Source organism: Streptomyces polygonati, from assembly GCF_042650325.1.
GTDB lineage: Bacteria > Actinomycetota > Actinomycetes > Streptomycetales > Streptomycetaceae > Actinacidiphila > Actinacidiphila polygonati.
The window spans coordinates 178,351-199,062 of sequence record NZ_JBHSBB010000019.1 but is presented as its reverse complement, the minus strand read 5'-3'; the positions used below and the strand labels follow the sequence as shown (position 1 = coordinate 199,062).

General features: G+C 73.7%; 10 protein-coding genes. 8 read left to right on the top strand and 2 right to left on the bottom strand.

Annotation, left to right across the window (positions count from 1 at the left end; all coding sequences use genetic code 11):
- Positions 1 to 144 precede the first annotated feature (144 nt).
- The 6 genes from ACFO3J_RS26540 to ACFO3J_RS26515 all read left to right on the top strand — a co-directional run bounded on the left by ACFO3J_RS26540 (position 145) and on the right by ACFO3J_RS26515 (position 15,929).
- Positions 145 to 804 carry a ThuA domain-containing protein gene (locus tag ACFO3J_RS26540; protein WP_386434166.1) on the top strand — a complete coding sequence of 220 codons (660 nt, stop codon included), beginning with the start codon at positions 145 to 147 and terminating at the stop codon, positions 802 to 804.
- Positions 789 to 1,865 (top strand): Gfo/Idh/MocA family protein, encoded by a 1,077-nt coding sequence (locus ACFO3J_RS26535; protein WP_386434163.1) that lies wholly within the window; start codon positions 789 to 791, stop codon positions 1,863 to 1,865. Before ACFO3J_RS26540 ends, ACFO3J_RS26535 begins: the two co-directional genes overlap by 16 nt.
- Before the next feature lie 258 nt (positions 1,866 to 2,123).
- On the top strand, positions 2,124 to 5,210 hold the full coding sequence (locus ACFO3J_RS26530) for an alpha-mannosidase (protein ID WP_386434160.1): 3,087 nt from the start codon (positions 2,124 to 2,126) through the stop codon (positions 5,208 to 5,210).
- Positions 5,211 to 5,698: 488 nt separating this feature from the next.
- On the top strand, positions 5,699 to 7,867 hold the full coding sequence (locus tag ACFO3J_RS26525; RefSeq protein ID WP_386434158.1) for an ROK family protein: 2,169 nt from the start codon (positions 5,699 to 5,701) through the stop codon (positions 7,865 to 7,867).
- A gap of 218 nt (positions 7,868 to 8,085) precedes the next feature.
- Complete coding sequence (locus ACFO3J_RS26520; protein ID WP_386434155.1) at positions 8,086 to 11,739, top strand: glycoside hydrolase family 3 C-terminal domain-containing protein; 3,654 nt, start codon at positions 8,086 to 8,088, stop codon at positions 11,737 to 11,739.
- Between the two features lie 188 nt (positions 11,740 to 11,927).
- Positions 11,928 to 15,929 carry a glycoside hydrolase family 2 protein gene (locus ACFO3J_RS26515; RefSeq protein ID WP_386434152.1) on the top strand — a complete coding sequence of 1,334 codons (4,002 nt, stop codon included), beginning with the start codon at positions 11,928 to 11,930 and terminating at the stop codon, positions 15,927 to 15,929.
- 87 nt (positions 15,930 to 16,016) lie between these two features.
- On the opposite strand, the gene ACFO3J_RS26510 is transcribed toward ACFO3J_RS26515, so the two are convergent.
- On the bottom strand, positions 16,017 to 17,024 hold the full coding sequence (locus ACFO3J_RS26510; protein ID WP_386434149.1) for a sugar phosphate isomerase/epimerase family protein: 1,008 nt from the start codon (positions 17,022 to 17,024) through the stop codon (positions 16,017 to 16,019).
- Positions 17,025 to 17,043: 19 nt separating this feature from the next.
- Positions 17,044 to 18,189: a Gfo/Idh/MocA family protein gene (locus ACFO3J_RS26505; RefSeq protein ID WP_386434525.1), complete on the bottom strand. Its 1,146-nt coding sequence runs from the start codon at positions 18,187 to 18,189 to the stop codon at positions 17,044 to 17,046.
- Between the two features lie 219 nt (positions 18,190 to 18,408).
- On the opposite strand from ACFO3J_RS26505, the gene ACFO3J_RS26500 reads away from it, so the two are divergent.
- Together ACFO3J_RS26500 and ACFO3J_RS26495 are read left to right on the top strand one after the other, a co-directional pair.
- Positions 18,409 to 19,623, top strand: coding sequence for an ROK family transcriptional regulator (locus ACFO3J_RS26500; protein ID WP_386434146.1), 1,215 nt, complete (start codon positions 18,409 to 18,411; stop codon positions 19,621 to 19,623).
- A 222-nt stretch (positions 19,624 to 19,845) separates the two neighbouring features.
- Positions 19,846 to 20,694, top strand: coding sequence for a sulfurtransferase (locus tag ACFO3J_RS26495; RefSeq protein WP_386434144.1), 849 nt, complete (start codon positions 19,846 to 19,848; stop codon positions 20,692 to 20,694).
- Positions 20,695 to 20,712: the final 18 nt, after the last annotated feature.

Sequence of the window (20,712 nt, the reverse complement as noted above, 5' to 3'; positions counted from 1 at the left end):
CGCCCGGAGTTTGTCAAAGGGATTGACAAACTCCAACAGGCCTCCTTACGTTCGGAATCCGGTACGTCATTCTGCTACCCGTACGGATGGCGTTCGGCTATCCGTACGGACCCGCTGCAGCACCGATGGGAGCGTGCAACGCCCGTGACCACTGCGACCCGGCGGGCCCTTGTGGTCCGCGGCGGCTGGGAAGGCCACGCACCTGTGGCGATCACGGATCTCTTCCTGCCGTATCTGAAGGACCAGGGCTTCGCGGTCGAGACCTCGGACCGTCTCGACGTGTACACCGACGCCGGACTCCTCGCCGCGACCGACCTGATCGTCCAGTGCTGGACCATGGGCGAGATCAGCGCCGAACAGACCCGAGGGCTGGTCCGGGCCGTCGAGGCGGGCACCGGATTCGCCGGCTGGCACGGCGGGGTCCTCGACTCCTTCCGCGGCGACCTCGACTACACGCTGCTGACCGGCGGTCAGTTCCTCATGCACCCGCCCGGCTTCCACGACCACACCGTCCAGCCGCGGCCCGAGCGGGCCGAGCACCCGGTGATCGCCGGGCTCGGCGACTTCGGCGTCCACACCGAGCAGTACTGGGTGGCCACCGACCCGGACATCGACCTCCTCGCCACCACCACCTTCCCGGCCGGCCCCGACCGCGACCACCCGGTGGTGATGCCCGCCGTGTGGACCAGGACCCGCGGCGCCGGACGCGTCTTCGTCTCCGCGATCGGCCACAAGGCCGACGACTTCGACGTGCCCGAAGTCCGTACGCTGACCGAGAGGGGACTGCTGTGGGCCGCCCGCTGAGGATCGGCATGGTCGGCGCCGGCAAGATCAGCGGCGCCTATCTGGACTCCCTGGCCAAGCTCGACGGCCTGCGGCTGACCGCCGTCACCGACCTGGACACCGGCCGGGCCCGGGAAGCGGCCGGCCGCGGCGGCGCCGAAGTGGCCGCCGATGTGAGCGAACTCGTCGCCCGCGACGACGTGGACGCGGTGCTCAACCTGACCGTCCCCGCCGTGCACGCCGAAGTGGCGCTCGCCGCGATCGCGGCCGGCAAGCACGTCTACAGCGAGAAGCCGCTCGCCACCACCCGCGAGGAGGCCGCCGGCGTACTGGCCGCGGCGCGCGCCGCCGGAGTACGGGTCGGCAGCGCGCCCGACACCGTCCTCGGCACCGGCACCCAGACCGCCCGCAAGGCGGTCGACGACGGCCTGATCGGCGTCCCGGTCGCCGCCACCGCTTTCATGACCACCCCCGGGCACGAGGCGTGGCACCCCGACCCGGAGTTCTACTACCGGCCCGGCGGCGGGCCGCTGCTCGACATGGGCCCCTACTACCTGACCGCGCTGGTCCACCTGCTCGGGCCGGTCGTCACGGTCACCGGGGCCGCCGCCACTCCGCGCGCCGAACGCGCTATCGGCAGCGGCCCGCGCGCCGGGCAGCGCTTCCCGGTGGAGGTGGCCACCCATGTCACCGGGATCCTGGAACACGCCGGCGGCGCCCTGTCCACGCTGGTGATGAGCTTCGACATCCACGCCGCCCGGCTGCCGCGCATCGAGGTGCACGGCACCGAGGGCTCGCTGTCCGTACCCGACCCCAACGGCTTCGACGGACTCGTCGAGCTCTACACGGCGGGCGAGTGGCGTCACCTGCCGGTATCGGCCGGACACCCGGGCGCCGGGCGCGGCATCGGACTCGCCGACCTTGCCGACGCGCTGGCCACCGGCCGGCCGCACCTGGCCGCCGCCGAACTCGCCGAGCATGTACTGGATGTGATGCTCACCCTGCTGGACGCCGCGGAGCGCGGGACGGCGCTGCCGGTGACCAGCAGCTGCGAGCGGCCGGCGCCGGTTACGCCGCGATAAGCGGCGAACACCGGAAAAGGAGCGGCGAGAAGTCAAAGCGGCGGGAAGAGCCGGCAGCGGCCCGACCCGCCGCCTTTTGCCGTCCGCGATGTCAGGCGAATTACTTGACACTACTGACCCGTTGCGGCCCGAAACTATCCTGACACTTCTATTTCAGCAGGTCACGACCTGCGGGAAAGGGGAAGTTGTGACAAGCGTTGACTTGATAACACACATGGTTTTACATGGCGGTCACTGGCTGGACAGGAAGGGCTGCCCATGCATGACCGGATCAATTCCGGCGAAGAGCGCATAGCCGCATTCCTCGCCGAACGGCTGCGCCCCGCGCTCTATCCGCAACGGCTCCCGATGGACATCGGCGTCTGGCACCTGCCCGGCGAACCCGTCCCCGCCGAGATGGCGCTGCGCGCCGACTACGCCCCGTTCACGGCCGGCGAGGCCTGGGGAAGGCCCTGGGCCACCAGCTGGTTCCGCCTCCGGGCGACCGTCCCCGAACGCTGGGCCGGCCGCCGCGTCGAGGCGCTGATCGACCTCGGCGGCGAGGGGGAGGGCGGCCGGGCCGAAGGCCTCGTCCACGACGAGCGGGGCGTGCCCCTCCAGGGCCTGCACCCGCACCTCGACGCGGTGCTCGTCGCCGCGCAGGCCACCGGCGGCGCCCCGGTCGGGCTGCTCGTGGAGGCAGCCGCCAACCCGCACACCGGTAGCGGCTCGGCCGGTCCGCGCCACGCCGATCCGCTCACCGCGGCGCACACCGCGCTCCGGCTGCGCCGCGCCGACCTCGCACCGCGCGACGAGGACGTCTGGCAACTGCTGCACGACATCGAGACCCTCGACCAGCTGATGCGCTCGCTGCCGCCCGGACTGCCCCGCAGACACGAGATCCGGCGCGCCCTGGAACACGCCGCCGACACCGTGGACCCCCGGGCGGTCGCCCGTACCGCCGCCCTCGCGCGTACGGTCCTCGCCCCGGTGCTCGAACGGCACGCGTCCGACTCCGCGCACACCGTGGCCGCCGTCGGCCACGTCCGGCTGGACTCGCCGGGGCCGGGCCATGAGCCGGGGTCCGGGGCCGGACCGCTCCGTGAGAGCGTGCGCGGCTGCGCGCGCGCCTTCAGCACGATGGCCGCGCTGGCCGAGGAATACCCGGAGCTGATCGTCGCGGCCGGCGCCGCCCAGCACTACGCCTGGATGAAGGAGCACCAGCCGCACATCTTCGAGCGCATCCGCAAGGCCGTCGCCGACGGCAACTGGAGCCCGGTGGGCGGGATGTGGGTGGAGGCCGACATCGAGCTGGCGGGCGGGGAGGCGCTGGTACGGCAGTTCGGCTACGGGCGCCGCTTCTTCCGCGACGAACTGGGCGCGGACGGCGACGGGGTGTGGCTGCCCGGCGCCGCCGGCGCGTCCGCCGCCTTCCCGCAGCTGGCCGCGCTCGCCGGGGCCCGCTGGTTCCTGGGCCGCCGCCCCGATCCCGGCTTCGGCACCGCGCCGCCGCACCACACCTTCCGCTGGGAGGGCATCGACGGCACCCGGCTGTTCACCCACCTCGCGCCCGTCGCGACCGGTGGAGGCGCCATCGACGCCGCCGAACTGGCCTGCGACGTCGCGGACTTCACCGGCACGGGCGCCGCCGGCCGCTCCCTGCTGCCCTTCGGCCACCGCGGCCCGGACCGCGCCATGCTGGAACGCGCCCGCCGCTTGGCCGACCTCGAAGGCGCCCCCCGGGTCACCCCGCGGAGCCCGGCCCGCTTCTTCCGCGACGCCGAGCGGGAGTACGCCGAAGCGCCGGTCTGGCGCGGCGAGTTGGGGCTGGCCGACCACCGGGGCGCGTACACGGGCCAGGCCCGTACGAAGCGCGGCAACCGCGACTGCGAGGCGCTGCTGCACGAGGCGGAGCTGTGGTCGGCCACGGCGGCCGTACGGCACGGCATCCCGTACCCGTACGACGAGTTGGACAAGCTGTGGAAGACGGTGCTGCTCCAGCAGGGGCACGGCGTCCTGCCCGGCACGTCCACCGCCTGGGCGCATGAGGAGGCCGAGCACACCCACCGCGACGTGCGGCGCAGGCTGGAACGGCTGGTGCGGCGCGCGGCCGGTGAACCGGACGGCGCGACCGTGCTCAACGCGGCCCCGCACGCCCGCCGCGAGGTGGTCGTCCTCGGCCCCGAGACCCGCCCGGGCGCCGGGCAGCCGCTGCCCGACGGCGGGGTGGCGGTGCTCGCCGAGGTGCCCGCGCTCGGTTCCGGGGCCGCCGGGCTGCCGCTGGGCGCGACGGCCCCGGCGACCGTACGGGCGGCCGGCGGCGGACACGTGCTGGACAACGGGCTGTTGCGGGTACGCGTCGACGCGGACGGTCTGGTCAGGTCGGTGGTCGAGACGGCGACCGGGCGCGAGGCGATCGCCCCCGGCGGCGCCGGCAATCTGCTGCGGCTCCAGCGCGACGAGCCCGCCGCGTGGAGCGCCGCCCACCACGAACCCCGCGCCGGGCGCGACCTGGACACCGCCGAACGCGTGGAGATCCGCGCCGAGGGCCCCCTGCTGGCGTCCCTGCGGGTGATCCGCGGCACCGGACGCTCCACGGTGGTGCAGGAGCTGGCCCTCCGGGCGGGCAGCAGGGCGCTCAGCGTGGACACCGAGATCGACTGGCGTGAACGCGAGTGCGCGCTGAAGGCCGCCTGGCAGCTGGATGTGCACGCCGAACACAGCGCCGGGGGAGTCCAGTTCGGGCATGTCACCCGGCCCACCCACCACGGCGCCGAGCACGCGGCGCACCGCTGGATCCACGTCGGCGAGCACGGCTGGGGCGTCGCGCTCGCCTCCGACGCGGCCTACGGCTATGACGTCACCCGGCACACCCGCGAGGACGGCGGCACCACCACGGTCCTGCGCAGCACCCTGCTGCGCGCCCCGTACGGCGCCGACCCGCACGCCGACCGCGGCCTCCAGCGCTTCCGGCACACCCTGCGGCCGGGCGCCGCCATCGGTGACGCGATCCACGAGGGCTACGCCCTCGGCCTCCCGCTGCGCCCCGGCCCCGACGCCCCGCCCCGGCCGCCGCTGGTCGCGGTCGACCACCCCGACGTCCTGATCGAAACGGTCAAGCTCGCCGACGACCGCTGCGGCGACGTCGTCGTCCGCCTCTACGAGTCCCGCGGCGGCCGCGCCCGCACCACCCTCACCACCGCTTTCCCGCTGGCCGCCGCGGAGGAGACCGACCTCCTGGAGGACCGCCTGACCGACCACCCCCACACCCCCGACGGCGCCATCACCCTCACCTTGCGCCCCTTCCAGATCCTCACGCTCCGGCTCCGCCGCGCCGAGGGGAACGGCGAGGTGCCCGGTGCGTGAGCCCTGCGGGCCGGCTCGCCCGGCGGAATCGCCCCGGCCGCGCGGTCCCCGCGCGTGGAAGGCGGGCCGCCCGGCCCCCGGGCGACCCCGCCCGGCCGCTCCGGCCGGGGCCGACCAGGTCCGACTGCGCCGCGCCGTGCGACGCGTGGGCCGGCCGGCGGCTTGCCTGCCGGTCGGGTCTGCTTCGCCCCAGGTCGGCCGCGCGCAGCCGTGCGACGCGAGTACGCCGGTCGCTCCGGCACGGGCCGCCTCTTCGGCCTCCTGCGGCGCGGTGCGACGGGTGGCGGGACGTCCCGCGTCGTCCCGTGCGGCAGGCCCCATGGCCTGCGTACCGGTCGTTCCGGCCCCGGCCGGGTCGGCGCGGCCCTGCGGCGCGAGCTGGGCCGGCCCGGCGGTTCTCGCGGGGGGAGCGGCGGCTCGTCAGGCGGTTGGCGGGGGGCGGAGGGGGGCCGTTGGGTGGTGCTTGTCGGTGGAGGGCCGGAGGGGCGGTGGGTGAGGTGATGGGTGGGCCGGGGGTGTCGGAGGACGCGATGGTGGTGTTGCGGGGGTGGGCCGGGGGCGGGGGGCCGTTGGCGGTGAGGGCGCGGGTGGTGCTGCTCGCGGCGGACGGGTTGCGGGACGCCGAGATATCGCGGCGGCTCGGGGTGTCCCGGCAGACCGTGGGGACCTGGCGGCACCGCTGGCAGAGCGCCGGGCTGACCGGGCTCGAACAGCGGCCGAGGACCGGGCGGCCCGCCACCGTGGACGAGGCGGAGGTGGTCGCCCGCGCGCTGCTGGCACCCGGCGGGAGCGGTGCCAGCCGGGCCGTCGCCCGTGAACTGGGCCTGTCGCACGCCACGGTGGCCGCCATCCGCCGCCGCTGGGGGCTCGGGGCGGCCGGCGCCGTACCGACCCGGCCACCGCTGCCCGGCGCCGACGTGTGGGTGATGGGGCTGTACGCCGACGGCCGGCGGGCCGTGCTGCTGGCCGGCACCCGCCCGGTGTCCGCCCCGCCCGCGGCCGTGGCGACCGTGATCGGCGAGGACGTACTGACCGGGCTGGCCGACGGGCTGGAGGCGGTCCGTACCGCCGCCGCGCCGGCCGCCCCGCCGCCCGCCGCCCCCGACCTGGCCGCGTACCTCGCCGAGGCCGCCGCCCACCACCCCGATATCGCCCTGCACGCCATCACCTTGTGGGACACCGCGCCCCAACCGCCGTCCACCGCCCGGGTGACCGAGCACCGGCTGCCCGCCAACGCGACCTGGCGCAGCTTCCTGCGGGCCGTGATCGCGCTGGACAGCACCAGCCACCCCGAGTCGTCCCGCCGGGTCTACCTCGATCTGATCGCCGCGCTGGGCCGGGGCGCCCGCCCCGTGCGCTGGCTGCGGGAGAGCGTCGCCGGGCATCTGCGACCGCCGCACCGGGCGGAGCCGCCCGCGCCCAGCAGCAGCGGGGTCAACCAGATCGACCTCGGCTCCTTCAACGAGTGCGTGGTCATCGAGTCGGTACGGCTGTCCGGCACCATCACCCGCGGCGAGATTGCCCACCGCACCGGCCTGACCCAGCAGTCCGTCTCCCGGATCGCCCGCTCGCTGCTCGACCGCGGCGTGCTGGTCGAGGAGTCGCAGCGCCGGGCCACCTCCGGCAAGCCCCGTACCCCGGTGCGGCTGTGCGGCGCCGCCGCGCACGCGCTCGGCCTGCACATCGACCCGGAGGTGCTGACCGCCGTGGTCATCGACCTGGACGGGGCGATCGTCTGCACCCGCACCCGGCCGGTCAGCGCGGACATCGACCCGGGGGAGTTCGTGGCCCAGGTGGTGGCGCTGGGCCGGGAGGCGCTGGACAGGGCGCGCGGCGCGGTCCGCGAGGACGGCTTCCTCGGCATCGGCGTCGCGGTGCCGGGCCCGGTGGACATCGCCTCCGGTACGGTGCTGGGCCCGCCACTGCTGTCCGCGTGGAACGACCTGCCGCTGCTGTACCTGCTCAAGGACCACTTCCCCTGCCCGGTGATCATCGAGAAGGACTCACTGGCCGCCGCGGCCGGCGAGCGGTGGATCGGCCGCGACCGCAGGGCCCGGGACTTCGCCTATCTCTACCTCGGTACGGGGGTCGGCTCCGGGCTCTACCTGAACGGCGACCTCTACCGGGGGGTCAGCGCCAACGCCGGCGAGTTCGGCCAGCTCTGCGCGATCACCCTGGGCCGCACCGGCCCCGACGGCCGCCCCGAGATGGTGCCGGAGTGCAATCCGCCGGTGTCCGTACCGGAGTTCGCCGCCCGCCGGGGTCTGCGTACCGGCGCCGGCTCCCGGACCATCACCGGCACCGGCAGCACCGCCGCCTACCGGGCGGTGGGCCGGGCGGCGGCGGCCGGGGACCCGGCGGCGGTCGCCGCGATCCGCGCGGTCGCCGAGGCGGTCGGGCGCGGCGCGCTCGGCCTGGTGGACCTGCTGGACATCGATCTGATCGTGCTCGGCGGCCCGTTCTTCACCGACGACACGGCCGGCTACTACCTGGACGAGATCGGCCGGGTCGTCAACGAGTTCCCGACCGCGCGCCGGCTCCGCCGGGTGGAGGTGGAGCGCTCGGTGCTCAGCGCCGAGGCCGCCGCCGTCGGCGCCGCTTCCACCATCTTCCACGCCACGTTCACCCCCCGGCTGCGCGGCCGGGACCGCCGCTGAGCCCATCCCCCGCGCCGACCCCGCTGGCTTCGACGACTTCGGGAGGTTTTGTCGGCATCAGTCAAAACGCCTGCGGAGAAGTCGCGTTGGATCTCTTGACGGTCGGTCAAAACAGGCAACAAACTGCCCCATTGATAACGCAAGCCCCCGACTTTCTTCGGACTTGCACGTAACTCCGAAGCGAACCGGGTTCCCTGCTCGATGACGACGGAGGCAGGATGCACAAGCGAAAGCGCCGCCGCGCCGGACTGGCCGCGGTCTGCGCCATGGCGTGCGCGGTCGGACTCAGCGCCGGCTACGGCGGTACGGCGCTGGCCCAGGCACCGAGCGCGACGGCGAGCACCACGCCGGTCTATCTGGACACGAGCTACTCATTCCAGGAGCGGGCCGCCGACCTGGTGTCCCGGATGACACTCCAGGAGAAGGTGCAGCAGCTCAGCACCAACAGCGGCCCGGCCATTCCCCGGCTCGGCGTCCAGCAGTACACGTACTGGAGCGAGGGCCAGCACGGCATCAACCAGCTCGGCGCCGACCAGAACAACGGCGGGGTCCAGGGCGGAGTGCACTCCACCAGCTTCCCGACCAACTTCGCCTCGTCCATGTCCTGGGACAAGACCCTGATGTACCAGGAGAGCACCGCCATATCCGACGAGGCGCGCGGCTTCCTCGACAAGTCCCTCTTCGGCACCGGGCAGAACAACCTCGGCCCGTCCGCCGACGACTACGGCGACCTGACGTACTGGGCGCCCACCGTCAACCTCGACCGCGACCCCCGCTGGGGCCGCACCGACGAGGCGTTCGGCGAGGACCCGTACTTCGTCGGGCAGATGGCCGGTCAGTTCATCGACGGCTACGAGGGCAACAACCCCGACGGCACCTCGCAGACCGGCTACCTCAAGGTCGCCGCGACCGCCAAGCACTACGCGCTGAACAACGTCGAGGACAACCGCACCGGCATCAGCTCCGACGTCAACGACACAAACCTGCGGGACTACTACACCGCCCAGTTCCGCAGCCTGATCGAGGACGCGCACGTCGCGGGGCTGATGACGTCGTACAACGCGATCAACGGCACGCCTTCGACGTCCGACACGTACACCACCAACGAACTCGCCCAGCGGACCTACGGGTTCGACGGCTACATCACCTCCGACTGCGGCGCCGTCGGCACCAACTGGCGGCAGTTCCCCGGCGGTCACGACTGGGCGCCGCCCGGCTGGACCACCGACCACAAGGACAACCCGACCTGGACCGAGACCGCCACCGGAAAGACGATGTCGGGCCAGGCCGGTGGTCAGGCGTACTCGCTGCGGGCCGGCACCGACCTCAACTGCACCGGCGACGAGGCCACCACGGCCAACATCGAGGACGCCATCCAGGCGGGCGCGCTCAGCGAGGGCGTCATCGACACCGCGCTGGTGAAGGTCTTCACCGTCCGGATGGCCACCGGCGAGTTCGACCCGGCGAGCAAGGTGTCCTACACCGCCATCACCAAGGACCAGGTGGAAAGCCCCTCCCACCAGGCGCTGGCCACCAAGGTCGCCGACAACTCGCTGGTGCTGCTCAAGAACGACGCGCCGGCCGCCGGCGCGGCGGCGCTGCTGCCCGCCGACGTGACCAGGACCAAGAAGGTGGTGATCCTCGGCGACCTCGCCAACACCACCTCGCTGGGCCTGTATTCGGGCGACCCCACCCACAAGACCAGCCCGGCGCAGGGCATAAAGAACGCGATCTTCGCGGTCACCCCCACCGCCTCCGTGGTCTACGACGCGGCCGGCACCTCGTCCACGGCCACCACCGACGCGGTGCTGTCCGACAAGACCAAGGCCGACATCCAGGCCGCCGACCTCGTCGTGGTCTTCGTCGGCACCACCCAGGCCAACGGTGACGAGGGCAACGACCGGGACAACCTCAAGATGCCCGGCAACTACGACTCGCTGATCAGCCAGACCGCGGCGCTCGGCAACAAGAAGCTCGCCCTGGTGATCCAGTCCGACGGCCCGGTGGACATCCAGGCCGAGCAGGCCGCCGACTCCGGTGTCTCCTCGATCCTGTTCAGCGGCTACAACGGCCAGGACCAGGGCACCGCGCTCGCCGATGTGCTGTTCGGCCGGCAGAATCCCTCCGCGCACCTCAACTTCACCTGGTACAAGGACGATTCGCAGCTGCCCGACAAGCAGAACTACGGTCTGACCCCGGCCGAGACCGGCGGCCTCGGCCGTACGTACCAGTACTTCACCGGCACGCCGACCTACCCCTTCGGCTACGGCCTGAGCTACAGCAAGTTCTCCTTCACCGGTGTCACGGCCAACAAGAGCCAGATCGACCCGGACGGCTCGGTGAAGATCGGCGTGGACGTCACCAACACCGGCAAGGTGGCGGGCGCCACCGTCGCCCAGCTGTACGCAGCCACGCCGTTCACCGTCCCCGGCGTCCAGCTGCCGCAGAAGCGGCTGGTCGGCTTCGCCAAGACCAAGGAACTCAAGCCCGGCAAGAGCCAGCACCTGAACATCACCGTCAAGGCCGCCGACCTGTCCTTCTGGGACGCGTCGAACTCCCGGCAGACGGTCTACAACGGCACCTACAAGTTCCAGCTCGGCGGGGACTCGGCGCACATCGCCGGAACCGCCAGCGTCAAGATCAGCGGCACCCTCACCCCCAAGGTGCAGACCGTCACCGTGCAGCCGGAGAGCGTCGTCTACAACGCCGGCGACACCTTCAGCCTGACGGCCAAGAACAAGTGGATCAAGGACGACACGGACCCGACCCTCGAACAGCGCGACCTGTCCATCACCGCGGACAACGTCGTCGAGGCGGTCAACAACGACCAGTCGTTCGTGGACCTGAGCAAGAAGAAGCCCACCTACAGCAGCAGTGACCCCGCGGTCGCCACCGTCGACAAGAACGGTCTGGTGCACGCGGTGGCCGACGGAGTGGCCACCATCTCGGCCACGGTCGGCGGCGTCACCGGCTCCACGCCCGTCGTGGTGCACAACACGCTGACCCTGGCCACCCTGCCGATCGCCAAGGCCGGCAGCACGCTGACCGCCACCACGGCGTACACCAACGGCAGTACGGCCGCCGCCACCAATGTGACCGTCGCGCTGAACGTGCCCGACGGCTGGACCGCCACCGCGACCACCCCGGCGACCTTCCCGCAGGTCGCCCCGGGCCAGAAGGTCACCACCACCTGGCAGGTGACCGTCCCGGCGGGCACCGACCCGGCCGCCTTCACCCTGAACGCCAGTGTCACCGCACCCGGCGGTGAGATCGACGCCCAGGCCCCGGTGACCGTGCCGTACGCCTCGCTGACCGACGCCTACAACAACCCCGGCATCAGCGACGACGACAACACCACCGCCGGCAACCTCGACGGCGAGGGCGCCAGCTTCTCGCTCCAGGCGCTGGCGGCGGCGGGCTGGAACGCGGGCCAGAGCACCGTCCACGACGGAGTCTCCTTCCCGTGGCCCGCCACCGCGGGCACCGGCAAGCCGGACAACGCGGTGGCCGGCGGCCAGGCCATCGAGATCACCGGTACCGGAAGCAAGCTGGGCTTCGTCGGCACCAGCGCCTTCGGTGCCACCTCCGGCAGCGGCACCATCGTCTACACCGACGGGACCACCCAGACGTACGCGCTGGCACTCGCCGACTGGTGGTCCGGTTCCGCGGCGCAGGGCAGCGACATCGCCGCCAGCACGCCGTACCTCAACAACGGCGGCGGTCACCAGAACCAGACCGTGCACATCTACGCCTCCACCGTGGATCTGCTGCCGGGCAAGACCGTCGAGGCCATCACCCTGCCGAACGTCAGCAAGACCCAGGTCGACCACCAAGTGGCCATGCACCTGTGGTCGGTGGCGATCGGCGGCTGACCCCCCACCGCGTCCCGGTCCGGCCCACCGGCCCGGGACGCGGTCCGGTCGGCGCCCGACCCAGGCGGGACCCGGGCCCCGCGCCGACCCCTCCGGGCCGACAGCGGGCCCGGCGGCACCGCAGGGGCCGGTCTCCCGTCACGGAGGCCGGCCCCGCGCCATGTCCCCACCCCGGAAGGCAGCACGTCATGAACGAGCCGACCCCCGAGACCCCCATCGGCAGCGCACTGGTCCCCACCCGGCGCCGCTTCCTCACCCTCGGCGCCGCCACCGCGGCCGCCCTCACCCTGTCGCCGCTCCGCGCGACGGCCGCCGCTCCCGTACCCCGGGCCGGCGGCGAGCGGGTGCTCCAATCCCTCAACGGCACCTGGGACTTCCAGCCCGCGGCGGCCGGCGCCGCCTGGCCGCCGCCCGCCGACGGCTGGGCCGCGATCCCGGTGCCCGCCGAATGGAACATGACGGCCGGCCCCTTCGCCACCCCCTGGGACGCCTACGACCTGTTCGGCACCCCCGCCGCCTGGAACGACGCCGACACCGCGTGGTACCGCCGCACCTTCACCGTGCCCGCCGAACGGGCGGGCCAGCGGATCGTGCTGCGCTTCGAAGCCGTGAACTTCGAGGCCACCGTGTACGTGGGCGGCGTGCCGGTCGCCCACCACACCGACGGGCTGCTGCCGTTCGAGGCCGACATCACCGACCAGGTGACGGCCGGCGGCGCCAACACCGTCCATCTGCTGGTGCGTTCGCCATCGGCCGCGGCGCGGCAGGCGGACGGCTTCCACCACCCGGCCGGCTCCTGGTGGGGCCAGAGCGCGGCCGGCGTCTGGCAGGACGTCTGGCTGCTGGCCCGCGCCCCCGTCTCGGTGGCCGACACCGCGATCACCACCTCGGTCACCGCGGGCACCCTCACCGCCGTCACCTCCCTGCGCAACGACGGACCGGCCGCCGCCACCGTCCGCGTCGACCACACCGTCTGGGACGGCCCCCGGCAGGTGCTGCGCCGCACCGCGCGGGTCACCGTCCCGGCGGGCGGCGCCGCCCCCGTCACCGCGTCCACCGAGTGGCAGGACCCCCGGCTGTGGGGCCCCGACGACCCGCACCTGTACGAGCTGCGGGTGGACGTACGCCCCGACCGCCAGGGCCCGGTGCTGGACTCCACCACCACCCGGTTCGGCTTCCGCGAGGTCACCGTCGAGGGCCCGGCGCTGCTGCTCAACGGCGAACCGCTGATGCTGCGCGGCGACTCCTGGCACTACATGGGCTCGATCCAGAACAGTCGCGCCTACGCCGAGCTGTGGCTGACGATGGCGAAGGCAGCGGGCGTCAACTACATGCGGCTGCACGCCATGCCGTACCCGCCGGTCTACTACGACGTCGCCGACGAACTCGGCATGCTGATCATCGGCGAGTCCGGCATCTATGGCTCCTCGGGCAACTACGCCCTGAACGCCGACGACTTCTGGGCCAACTGCCGCACCCACCTGACCGAGCGCACGGTCCGCGACCGCAACCACCCCTCGATCATCGCCTGGAGCGCGGAGAACGAGATGCTCGCCGCCTTCGGCCAGAGCTGGGCGCCGCAGGTCGCGGCCCTCAAGTCGGCCGTCCTGGCGGAGGACACCAGCCGGCCGGTCTACTTCGAGGGCGACGGCGACCCGCAGGGCGCGGGCGATCTGCGCAGCACCCACTACCCGCTGGAGATCACCACCGGGAGCACCGCGATCCCCGAGTCGGCCAGGGCGCTGGCGCCCGGCCAGCCGCGCGGCACCGAATGGGACCGCACCAAGCCCTTCCTGATCAGCGAGTTCAGCTCGATGTACTACGCGGCGCCGGCCGATGTCAGCGCGCTCGGCGGCCCGGACGCGTACGCGAGCCTCGACGGACTGTGGGCCGCGCACGCCCTGACCCTCCGGGCCCAGATCGAGGGCTTCCGCTACGCGGGCATCACCGCGATCTCCCCCTGGAACACCGTCTGGTACGGCAACCGGCCGCTGCCCTTCGACGGCGCCTCGGTGCCCGCGCCCGACCCCGGCGGCCGCGGCCCCCGGCTGAAGCGCGTCGGCCGGTTCGCCGCCACCCTCAACCCCGGCTTCCAGCACGGCCTGCCCGCCTGGGACCCCAACCCCATCCACCCCGCGGTCACCCGCGTCTTCCAGCCGATCGCCGCCCTGGCCCTGGACTACCGCACCCACTTCCGCGGCGGCGCCCGGCTCAGCCGGGACCTGCTGCTGTGCAACGACACCGGCCGACCCGCCGAGCTGACCGTCGCCTGGTCGGTGCGCGGCAAGGGACTGCCCACCCGCGGCGGAACCGCCACCGTGACCGTACCGGCCGCCGGCCGCGCCACCGTGCCGACCGCCCTCACCCTGCCGGCGGTGGCCGAGGACACCGGCGCCGTCTGGCAGGTCACCGTGGAGCAGCACGGCAGGCGGGCGTTCGGCGACGAGGCCGCCATCACCCTCTACGCCGCCGACCCGGTGGCGCTCGGCCTGCCGCTGAAGGCCGCGGTGCTGGAGGGCGCGGCGGGCGCGGCCACCACCGCCGCGCTCACCGCGCTCGGCGTCACCTGCCGGACGCTGCCCGGCCTCGGCGCGCTGCCGGACCCGGCGGCGGGCGAGGTGCTGGTGATCGCCGAGGCGGCCGACGCGCCCGCCACCACCGAAGACCGCGCCCGCGTGGTGGAGTTCACCGCCTCCGGCGGTCAGGTGCTCGTCCTGGCGCAGACCAGGCTGCCGCAGATCCTGCCCTGGCCGCAGTTCACCACCGGCAGCCCGCAGACCGTCAGTCATCCCGCCGCCCCGCACCACCCGGTGCTGGCCGGCATCGGCGGTCAGGACCTGCGCTGGTGGCACACCGCCGACGAACGCGTCGTGTCCACGCTGCTGGTCAAACCCCGCTTCGGCAGCCTGCTGGCGCTGGCCGACGCGGGCCCCGGCCTGACCGGCGCCACGCTGGCCGAATCCCGCTACGGCAAGGGCCGTTATCTGCTCTGCCAGTATCCGGTGATCGCGGCGGCGGCCGAGGAGCCGGTCGCCGCACGGCTGTTGCGCAATCTGCTGCGCTATGTCGCGGCGCCGCCCACGCCCACCCGCCGCACCGGAGTCCTCGCCGCGGACGAACACGGCCCGGTGACCGTCACCTTGAAGGCGGCCGGAGTCCGACTCAGCAGCCTCCAGGCGCTGGACGCGGGGGCACTGGACGCCCTGGACCTCCTGGTGGTGGACGCCGCCCCCGGCAACGACACGGCGCTGGCCTCCCTCCAGTCGGCCGCCGCCGAGGTCACCGCGTGGACCGCGGCCGGCGGCGCCCTGTGGATCAACGGCGCCACGCCCGACACGCTGCCCCGGCTGACCGCCTTCCTTCCCGCGGGCACCACGCTGACCGCCGTGGACGCCGCCCACCAGCACGGCGCCGTCACCTCCGAGGACTCCGCGGCGACCACCGGGCTGCGCAACTCCGACCTGGACTGGGCCGGCGCGGGCGCCGCCCTGGTCTCCTGGACGGTCCGGGCGGCCGGCGGCGAGAGCGCGGTGACCACCCGCGCGGTCAGCTGGAGCGACTTCGCCGCGGGCAACGAGCAGACCAAATACGGGCGGGCCGCCCAGAGCGCGCTCGGCTTCACCCCGGGCGCGGTCTGGTGGCGCGGCACGACCGGCAGCGGCTCGGTGACCGTGGACCAGCTGCGCTGGCCCTCACCGAGCGGGCTGCCCGCCCAGGTCGGGCTGGCCGCGCTGCTGGCGGCGGGCGCGGGCGCCGCCTTCGCGGCGGGGTCCGGCTCCGGCGAACTGCCCACCGACGGCTGGAAGGGCTTCACCAACCCGGCCACCGGCGATCCGTCGGCGGCCTTCGACCGCGACCCCGGCACCCGCTGGAGCAGCGACGCGCTCCAGCTGCCCGGCATGTACTACGGCCTGGACCTGGGGGCGGCGCACTCCGTCACCCGGATCGTCTGGGACACCTCCGCCTCCAGCGGCGACGCCCCGCGCGGTGTGGACGTGCAGGTCTCCACCGACGACACCGCTTGGACCACGGTGCTCAGCCTGCCCGACACCGGCCCGTACATCACCGGGGGAGTGCTCGCCCTCGGCTTCGACCCGGTGGACGCCCGCTATCTGAAGATCGTGGACACCCAGTCCGCCGGCACCTATCTGTCGGTGCACGAGCTGTACGTCTACACGCCGGTCTCCTGACCCCGTCCCTGTCGGCCCGGTGGACGCCGGGCCGACAGGGACGCCGGTGGTCCTGACCGGCAGGGGCGCCGACCGCGGGCCCCCCGGTCAGGAGGAGGAGCTGAAGGCGGAGTCGAAGGAGGCGGCCGGCGGTTCGATCGCGGCCAGCGCCCGTACGTGCGCGAGCGCGGCGGGCGCGCCCAGCATCCGGTCCATGCCGGCGTCCTCCCACTCCACCGAGATCGGGCCCTCGTAGCCGATGCTGTTGAGCATCCGGAACACCGGCTCCCACGGCACGTCGCCGTGCCCGGTGGACACGAAGTCCCAGCCGCGCCGCGGGTCGCCCCAGGGCAGATGCGAGCCGAGCCGGCCGTTTCGCCCGTTCAGCTGCTTGACGGACTCCTTGCAGTCCACGTGGTAAATACGGTCCCTGAAGTCGTAGAGGAAACCGACCGGGTCCAGGTCCTGCCACACGAAGTGGCTCGGGTCGAAGTTGAGACCGAAGGCCGGGCGGTGGCCGATCGCCTCCAGCGCCCGCACCGTCGTCCAGTAGTCGTAGGCGATCTCGCTGGGGTGCACCTCGTGCGCGAAGCGCACGCCCACCTCGTCGAAGACGTCCAGGATCGGGTTCCAGCGGTCGGCGAAGTCGGCGAAACCGCGGTCGATCATGGCCGGCGGCACCGGCGGGAACATCGCGACTGTGTGCCAGATCGAGGAGCCGGTGAAGCCCACCACCGTCTTCACCCCGAAGGCCGCCGCGGCCCGCGCGGTGTTCTTGATCTCCTCGGCGGCCCGCTGCCGCACCCCCTCGGGCTCGCCGTCGCCCCAGATCCGGGCCGGCAGGATGCCCTGGTGCCGCTCGTCGATCGGATGGTCGCAGACCGCCTGCCCGGTCAGATGGCAGGAGATCGTCCAGCAGCGCAGTCCGTGCTTGTCCAGCGTGTCGCGCAGCCGGGGCAGATAGGCGTCGTCGGACAGCGCGGCCTCGACGTCGAAGTGGTCGCCCCAGCAGGCGATCTCCAGGCCGTCGTAGCCCCACTCGGCGGCCAGCCGGCACACCTCGGTGAACGGCAGATCCGCGAACTGGCCGGTGAACAGGGTGACGGGGCGGGCCATGAGCATCCTCCAGGGGTCGTCAGGACGGGACGGGGATGTGCACGCCGAGCGCGGCCGCGCTGGACTCGACGGCCGCCAGCACCCGTTGCACCCGCAGGCCCTCGGCGAAGGACGGCCGCGGATCGGCGCCGTCGGCGACCGCCGTCACGAAGTCGCGCACCTGATGGGTGAAGGTGTGCTCGTAGCCGAGGAGATGGCCCGGCGGCCACCAGGCGTCGAGATACGGATGGGTGGACTCGGTCACCAGGATGCGCCGGAAGCCGGCCGTCCCGGCGTCCTCCGCGCGGTCGTAGAAGCCCAGTTCGTTGAGCGACTCGGCGTCGAAGGAGAGGCCGCCGGCCGAGCCGCTCACCTCGATCCGCATCGCGTTCTTGTGCCCGGTGGCGAAGCGGGTCGCCTCGAAGACCCCGATCGCGCCGCCGTCGAAGCGGGCGGTGAACAGCGCGGCGTCGTCCACCGTCACCTGGCCGCGCTCCGAACCCGCCGTCCCCGACAGGCCGCTGGCCTCGGCCGGCAGCGGGCGTTCGGTGACGAAGGTCTCCAGCAGCGCCCCGACCGAGGCGATCCGCTGCCCGGTCAGGAACTGCGCCGCGTCGATGCTGTGCGCGCCGAGGTCGCCGAGCGCCCCCGACCCGGCACGCTCCTTGCGCAGCCGCCAGGCCAGCGGGAACTCCGGGTCGACCAGCCAGTCCTGGAGGTAACTCGCCCGCACTTGGCGGACGGTGCCGATCCGGCCCTGCCGGATCAGCTCGCGGGCCAGCGCCAGGGCCGGCACCCGGCGGTAGTTGAAGGCGACCATGGACCGTACGCCGTCCGCCCGGGCCCGCTCGGCCGCCGCGGTCATCTCCTCGGCCTCGGCGACGGAGTTGGCGAGCGGCTTCTCGCACAGCACGTGCTTGCCGGCCGCCAGCGCCGCCAGCGCGATCGGCGCGTGCGTGTCACCGGGCGTGCAGATGTCCACCACGTCGATGTCGGGGCGCTCGACCAGCTTGCGCCAGTCGGTCTCGTAGGACTCCCAGCCGTAGCGCTCGGCGGCCGCCCGGACCGCGGGCTCCGACCGGCCGCAGACGGCGGTGAGTTCGAGGCGGCGCGGCAGATCGAAGAAGCGGCCTGCGGTGCGCCATGCGTGGGAGTGCGCGGCGCCCATGAAAGCATGGCCCACCATGCCGATCCGCAGGCGCGGGGGTGGGGTCGTCGTCGTCACGTACGTCCTCCTGGCGAGGCGAATCGTTATTCTTCCGGAATCGACTCAAAGTCATGGCGCCGGATAGAACAGTTTGCGAGTTTCTGCCTGAACTCCTGCATAAGTCAAGGCTCTTGACGGAAGGAACGGCGAGAAGGCACCGTGCGAGCAGCTCCACCGTACGTATACATCCCGGGGGTCATGATCGACACGCCAGTGAACCTGCGCGAGGTGGGCCGGCTGCGGGTCCTGGAGGCTCTGCACACCACCCCGCGCAGCAGCCGTCCCGAACTCGTCCGGGTCACCGGCCTGTCCCGGGCCACCGTCTCCTCCCTGATCGCCGATCTGATCGCGACCGGCCTGGTCACCGAGGACGAGGGCCCCGAGGATCCCGAGCCCCGGCGGACCGGGCGGCCCGCGCAGTCCCTCTCGCTGGTCCCCGGCGCGGGCTACGCGATCGGGGCGGACATCGGCCACCAGCACGTCCGGGTCATCCTCTGCGACCTGTTCGGCGCGGTGCTCTGGGAGCACTGGGTGGCCAAGGAGGTGGACCGGGCGCCCGAGGAGACCCTCGACCTGGTGGCCGTGCTGGTCGCCCGCGCCCTCCAGGAGACCGGCGTGGCGCGGGCCCGGGTGCTCGGCATCGGCGCCGGCATCGCCTCCCCGGTGGAGAAGAACAGCGGCGCGCTCGGCGCCGAGGGCATCATGCCCGGCTGGGTCGGCATGCACCTGACCGACGAACTGCGCCGCCGCACCTCGCTCCCGGTCCGCGTCACCAACGACGCCAACGCCGGGGCACTGGCCGAGCGGATGTACGGCGCGGGCCGGCACTCCGGCGACATGGTCTACGTGCGGCTGTCGGCCGGCATCGGCGCCGGCATCGTCAGCAACGGGCGGCTGCTGCTGGGAGCGCGCGGGCTGGCCGGCGAGATCGGCCATCTGCCGCTGATCACCGACGGCCTGATCTGCCGCTGCGGCAACCGCGGCTGCCTGGAGACGGTGGCCAGCCCGGTCGCCATCGCCCGGCTGCTGTCGGACAGCTGGGGCCAGCAGGTCGCCGCCCGCGACCTGCCCGAACTCATCCGCCGCCGCAACACCGGGGCGCTGCGGGCGATCCGCGACGCCGGCGACGCGGTGGGCCGAGCGCTGTCCACCCTGGTCACGCTGCTCAACCCCAGCCTCATCGTGGTCGGCGGCGATCTGGCCGGCGCCGGCGACGACATCCTCGAACCCATGCGCGCGGGCGTACGGCGCCACACCCTGCCGTCGGCGGCCGAAAGCGTCGAGATCGTCACCGGCGGCCTCGGCGACGGCGCCGAAGTGCGCGGCGCGGCGGGCCTGGTACTCGCCGACGCGCCCCAACTCCTCTCCGCGACGACGGCCGGCCCACCGGCCACGACGGCGGAACCGGCCTGACGGCCGGGGGGGCGGCGCGCCGCGGCTCAGGAGGCCGCGGGTTTCGGCGGGGCCCGGCAGGGCGTGCCCGGCGCTCGCGGCGCCGGTGCCCGGGCATGCGGACGCGGTCCTCCCGGGTCCGCCCGGCGGCGCACCCGGCGCACCGGGGTCGATGCCTGCCGACCGGGTCGGCGCCGCGAGGCGCGGGCCGTGGTGTCCGGGCGGGGCCGCCACAATGGGCGTATGGAACCCATCATCTCCGCGGCCGAACTCGCGGACGTGCTCGACGGGACGGCGATCCTCGACGTCCGCTACCAGCAGGGCGGCCCTCCCGGGCGCGAGGCGTACGCCGAGGGGCATCTGCCCGGCGCCCGTTATGTCGACCTGGACGCCGATCTGGCCGGCCGCCCCGGGCCGAACGGCCGGCATCCGCTGCCCGATCCCGGGGACTTCGCCGCGGCGATGCGGCGGGCCGGGGTCGACCGGGACCGCGACGTGGTCGTGTACGACGACTGGAACGGCTGGGGCGCGGCCCGTGCCTGGTGGCTGCTGCGCTGGGCGGGCCACGAGCGGGTGAGGGTGCTGGACGGCGGGCTCGCCGCCTGGAAGGCCGCGGGGGAGCCGCTGAGCACCGAGGAACCCGCCCCGGGCGGCGGGGACTTCACGGCGGCGCCGGGCGCTATGCCGACGCTGGACGCCGATCAGGCGGCCGGACTGGCCCGTCGCGGGGTGCTGCTCGACGCCCGGGCGGGTGAGCGCTACCGCGGCGAGACCGAGCCGATCGACGCGGTCGCCGGCCACATCCCCGGCGCGCTCAACGCGCCGACCACCGCCAATGTCGCCGCCGACGGCCGGCTGCTGGCCCCGGCCGACCTCTCCGCCCGCTTCGGCGCCCTGGGCGCCCACTCCGGGGCCGAGGTCGGCGTCTACTGCGGCTCCGGCGTCTCGGCCGCCCACGAGATCCTTGCGCTGGCCTCGGCCGGCATCCCGGCGTCCCTCTACGTCGGCTCCTGGAGCGCCTGGATCTCCGACCCGGCCCGCCCGGTGGCCACGGGGGACACCCCGGACCGAGCCGCCCGCAGCGACGGCTGACCGGCCGTCACCCCACCG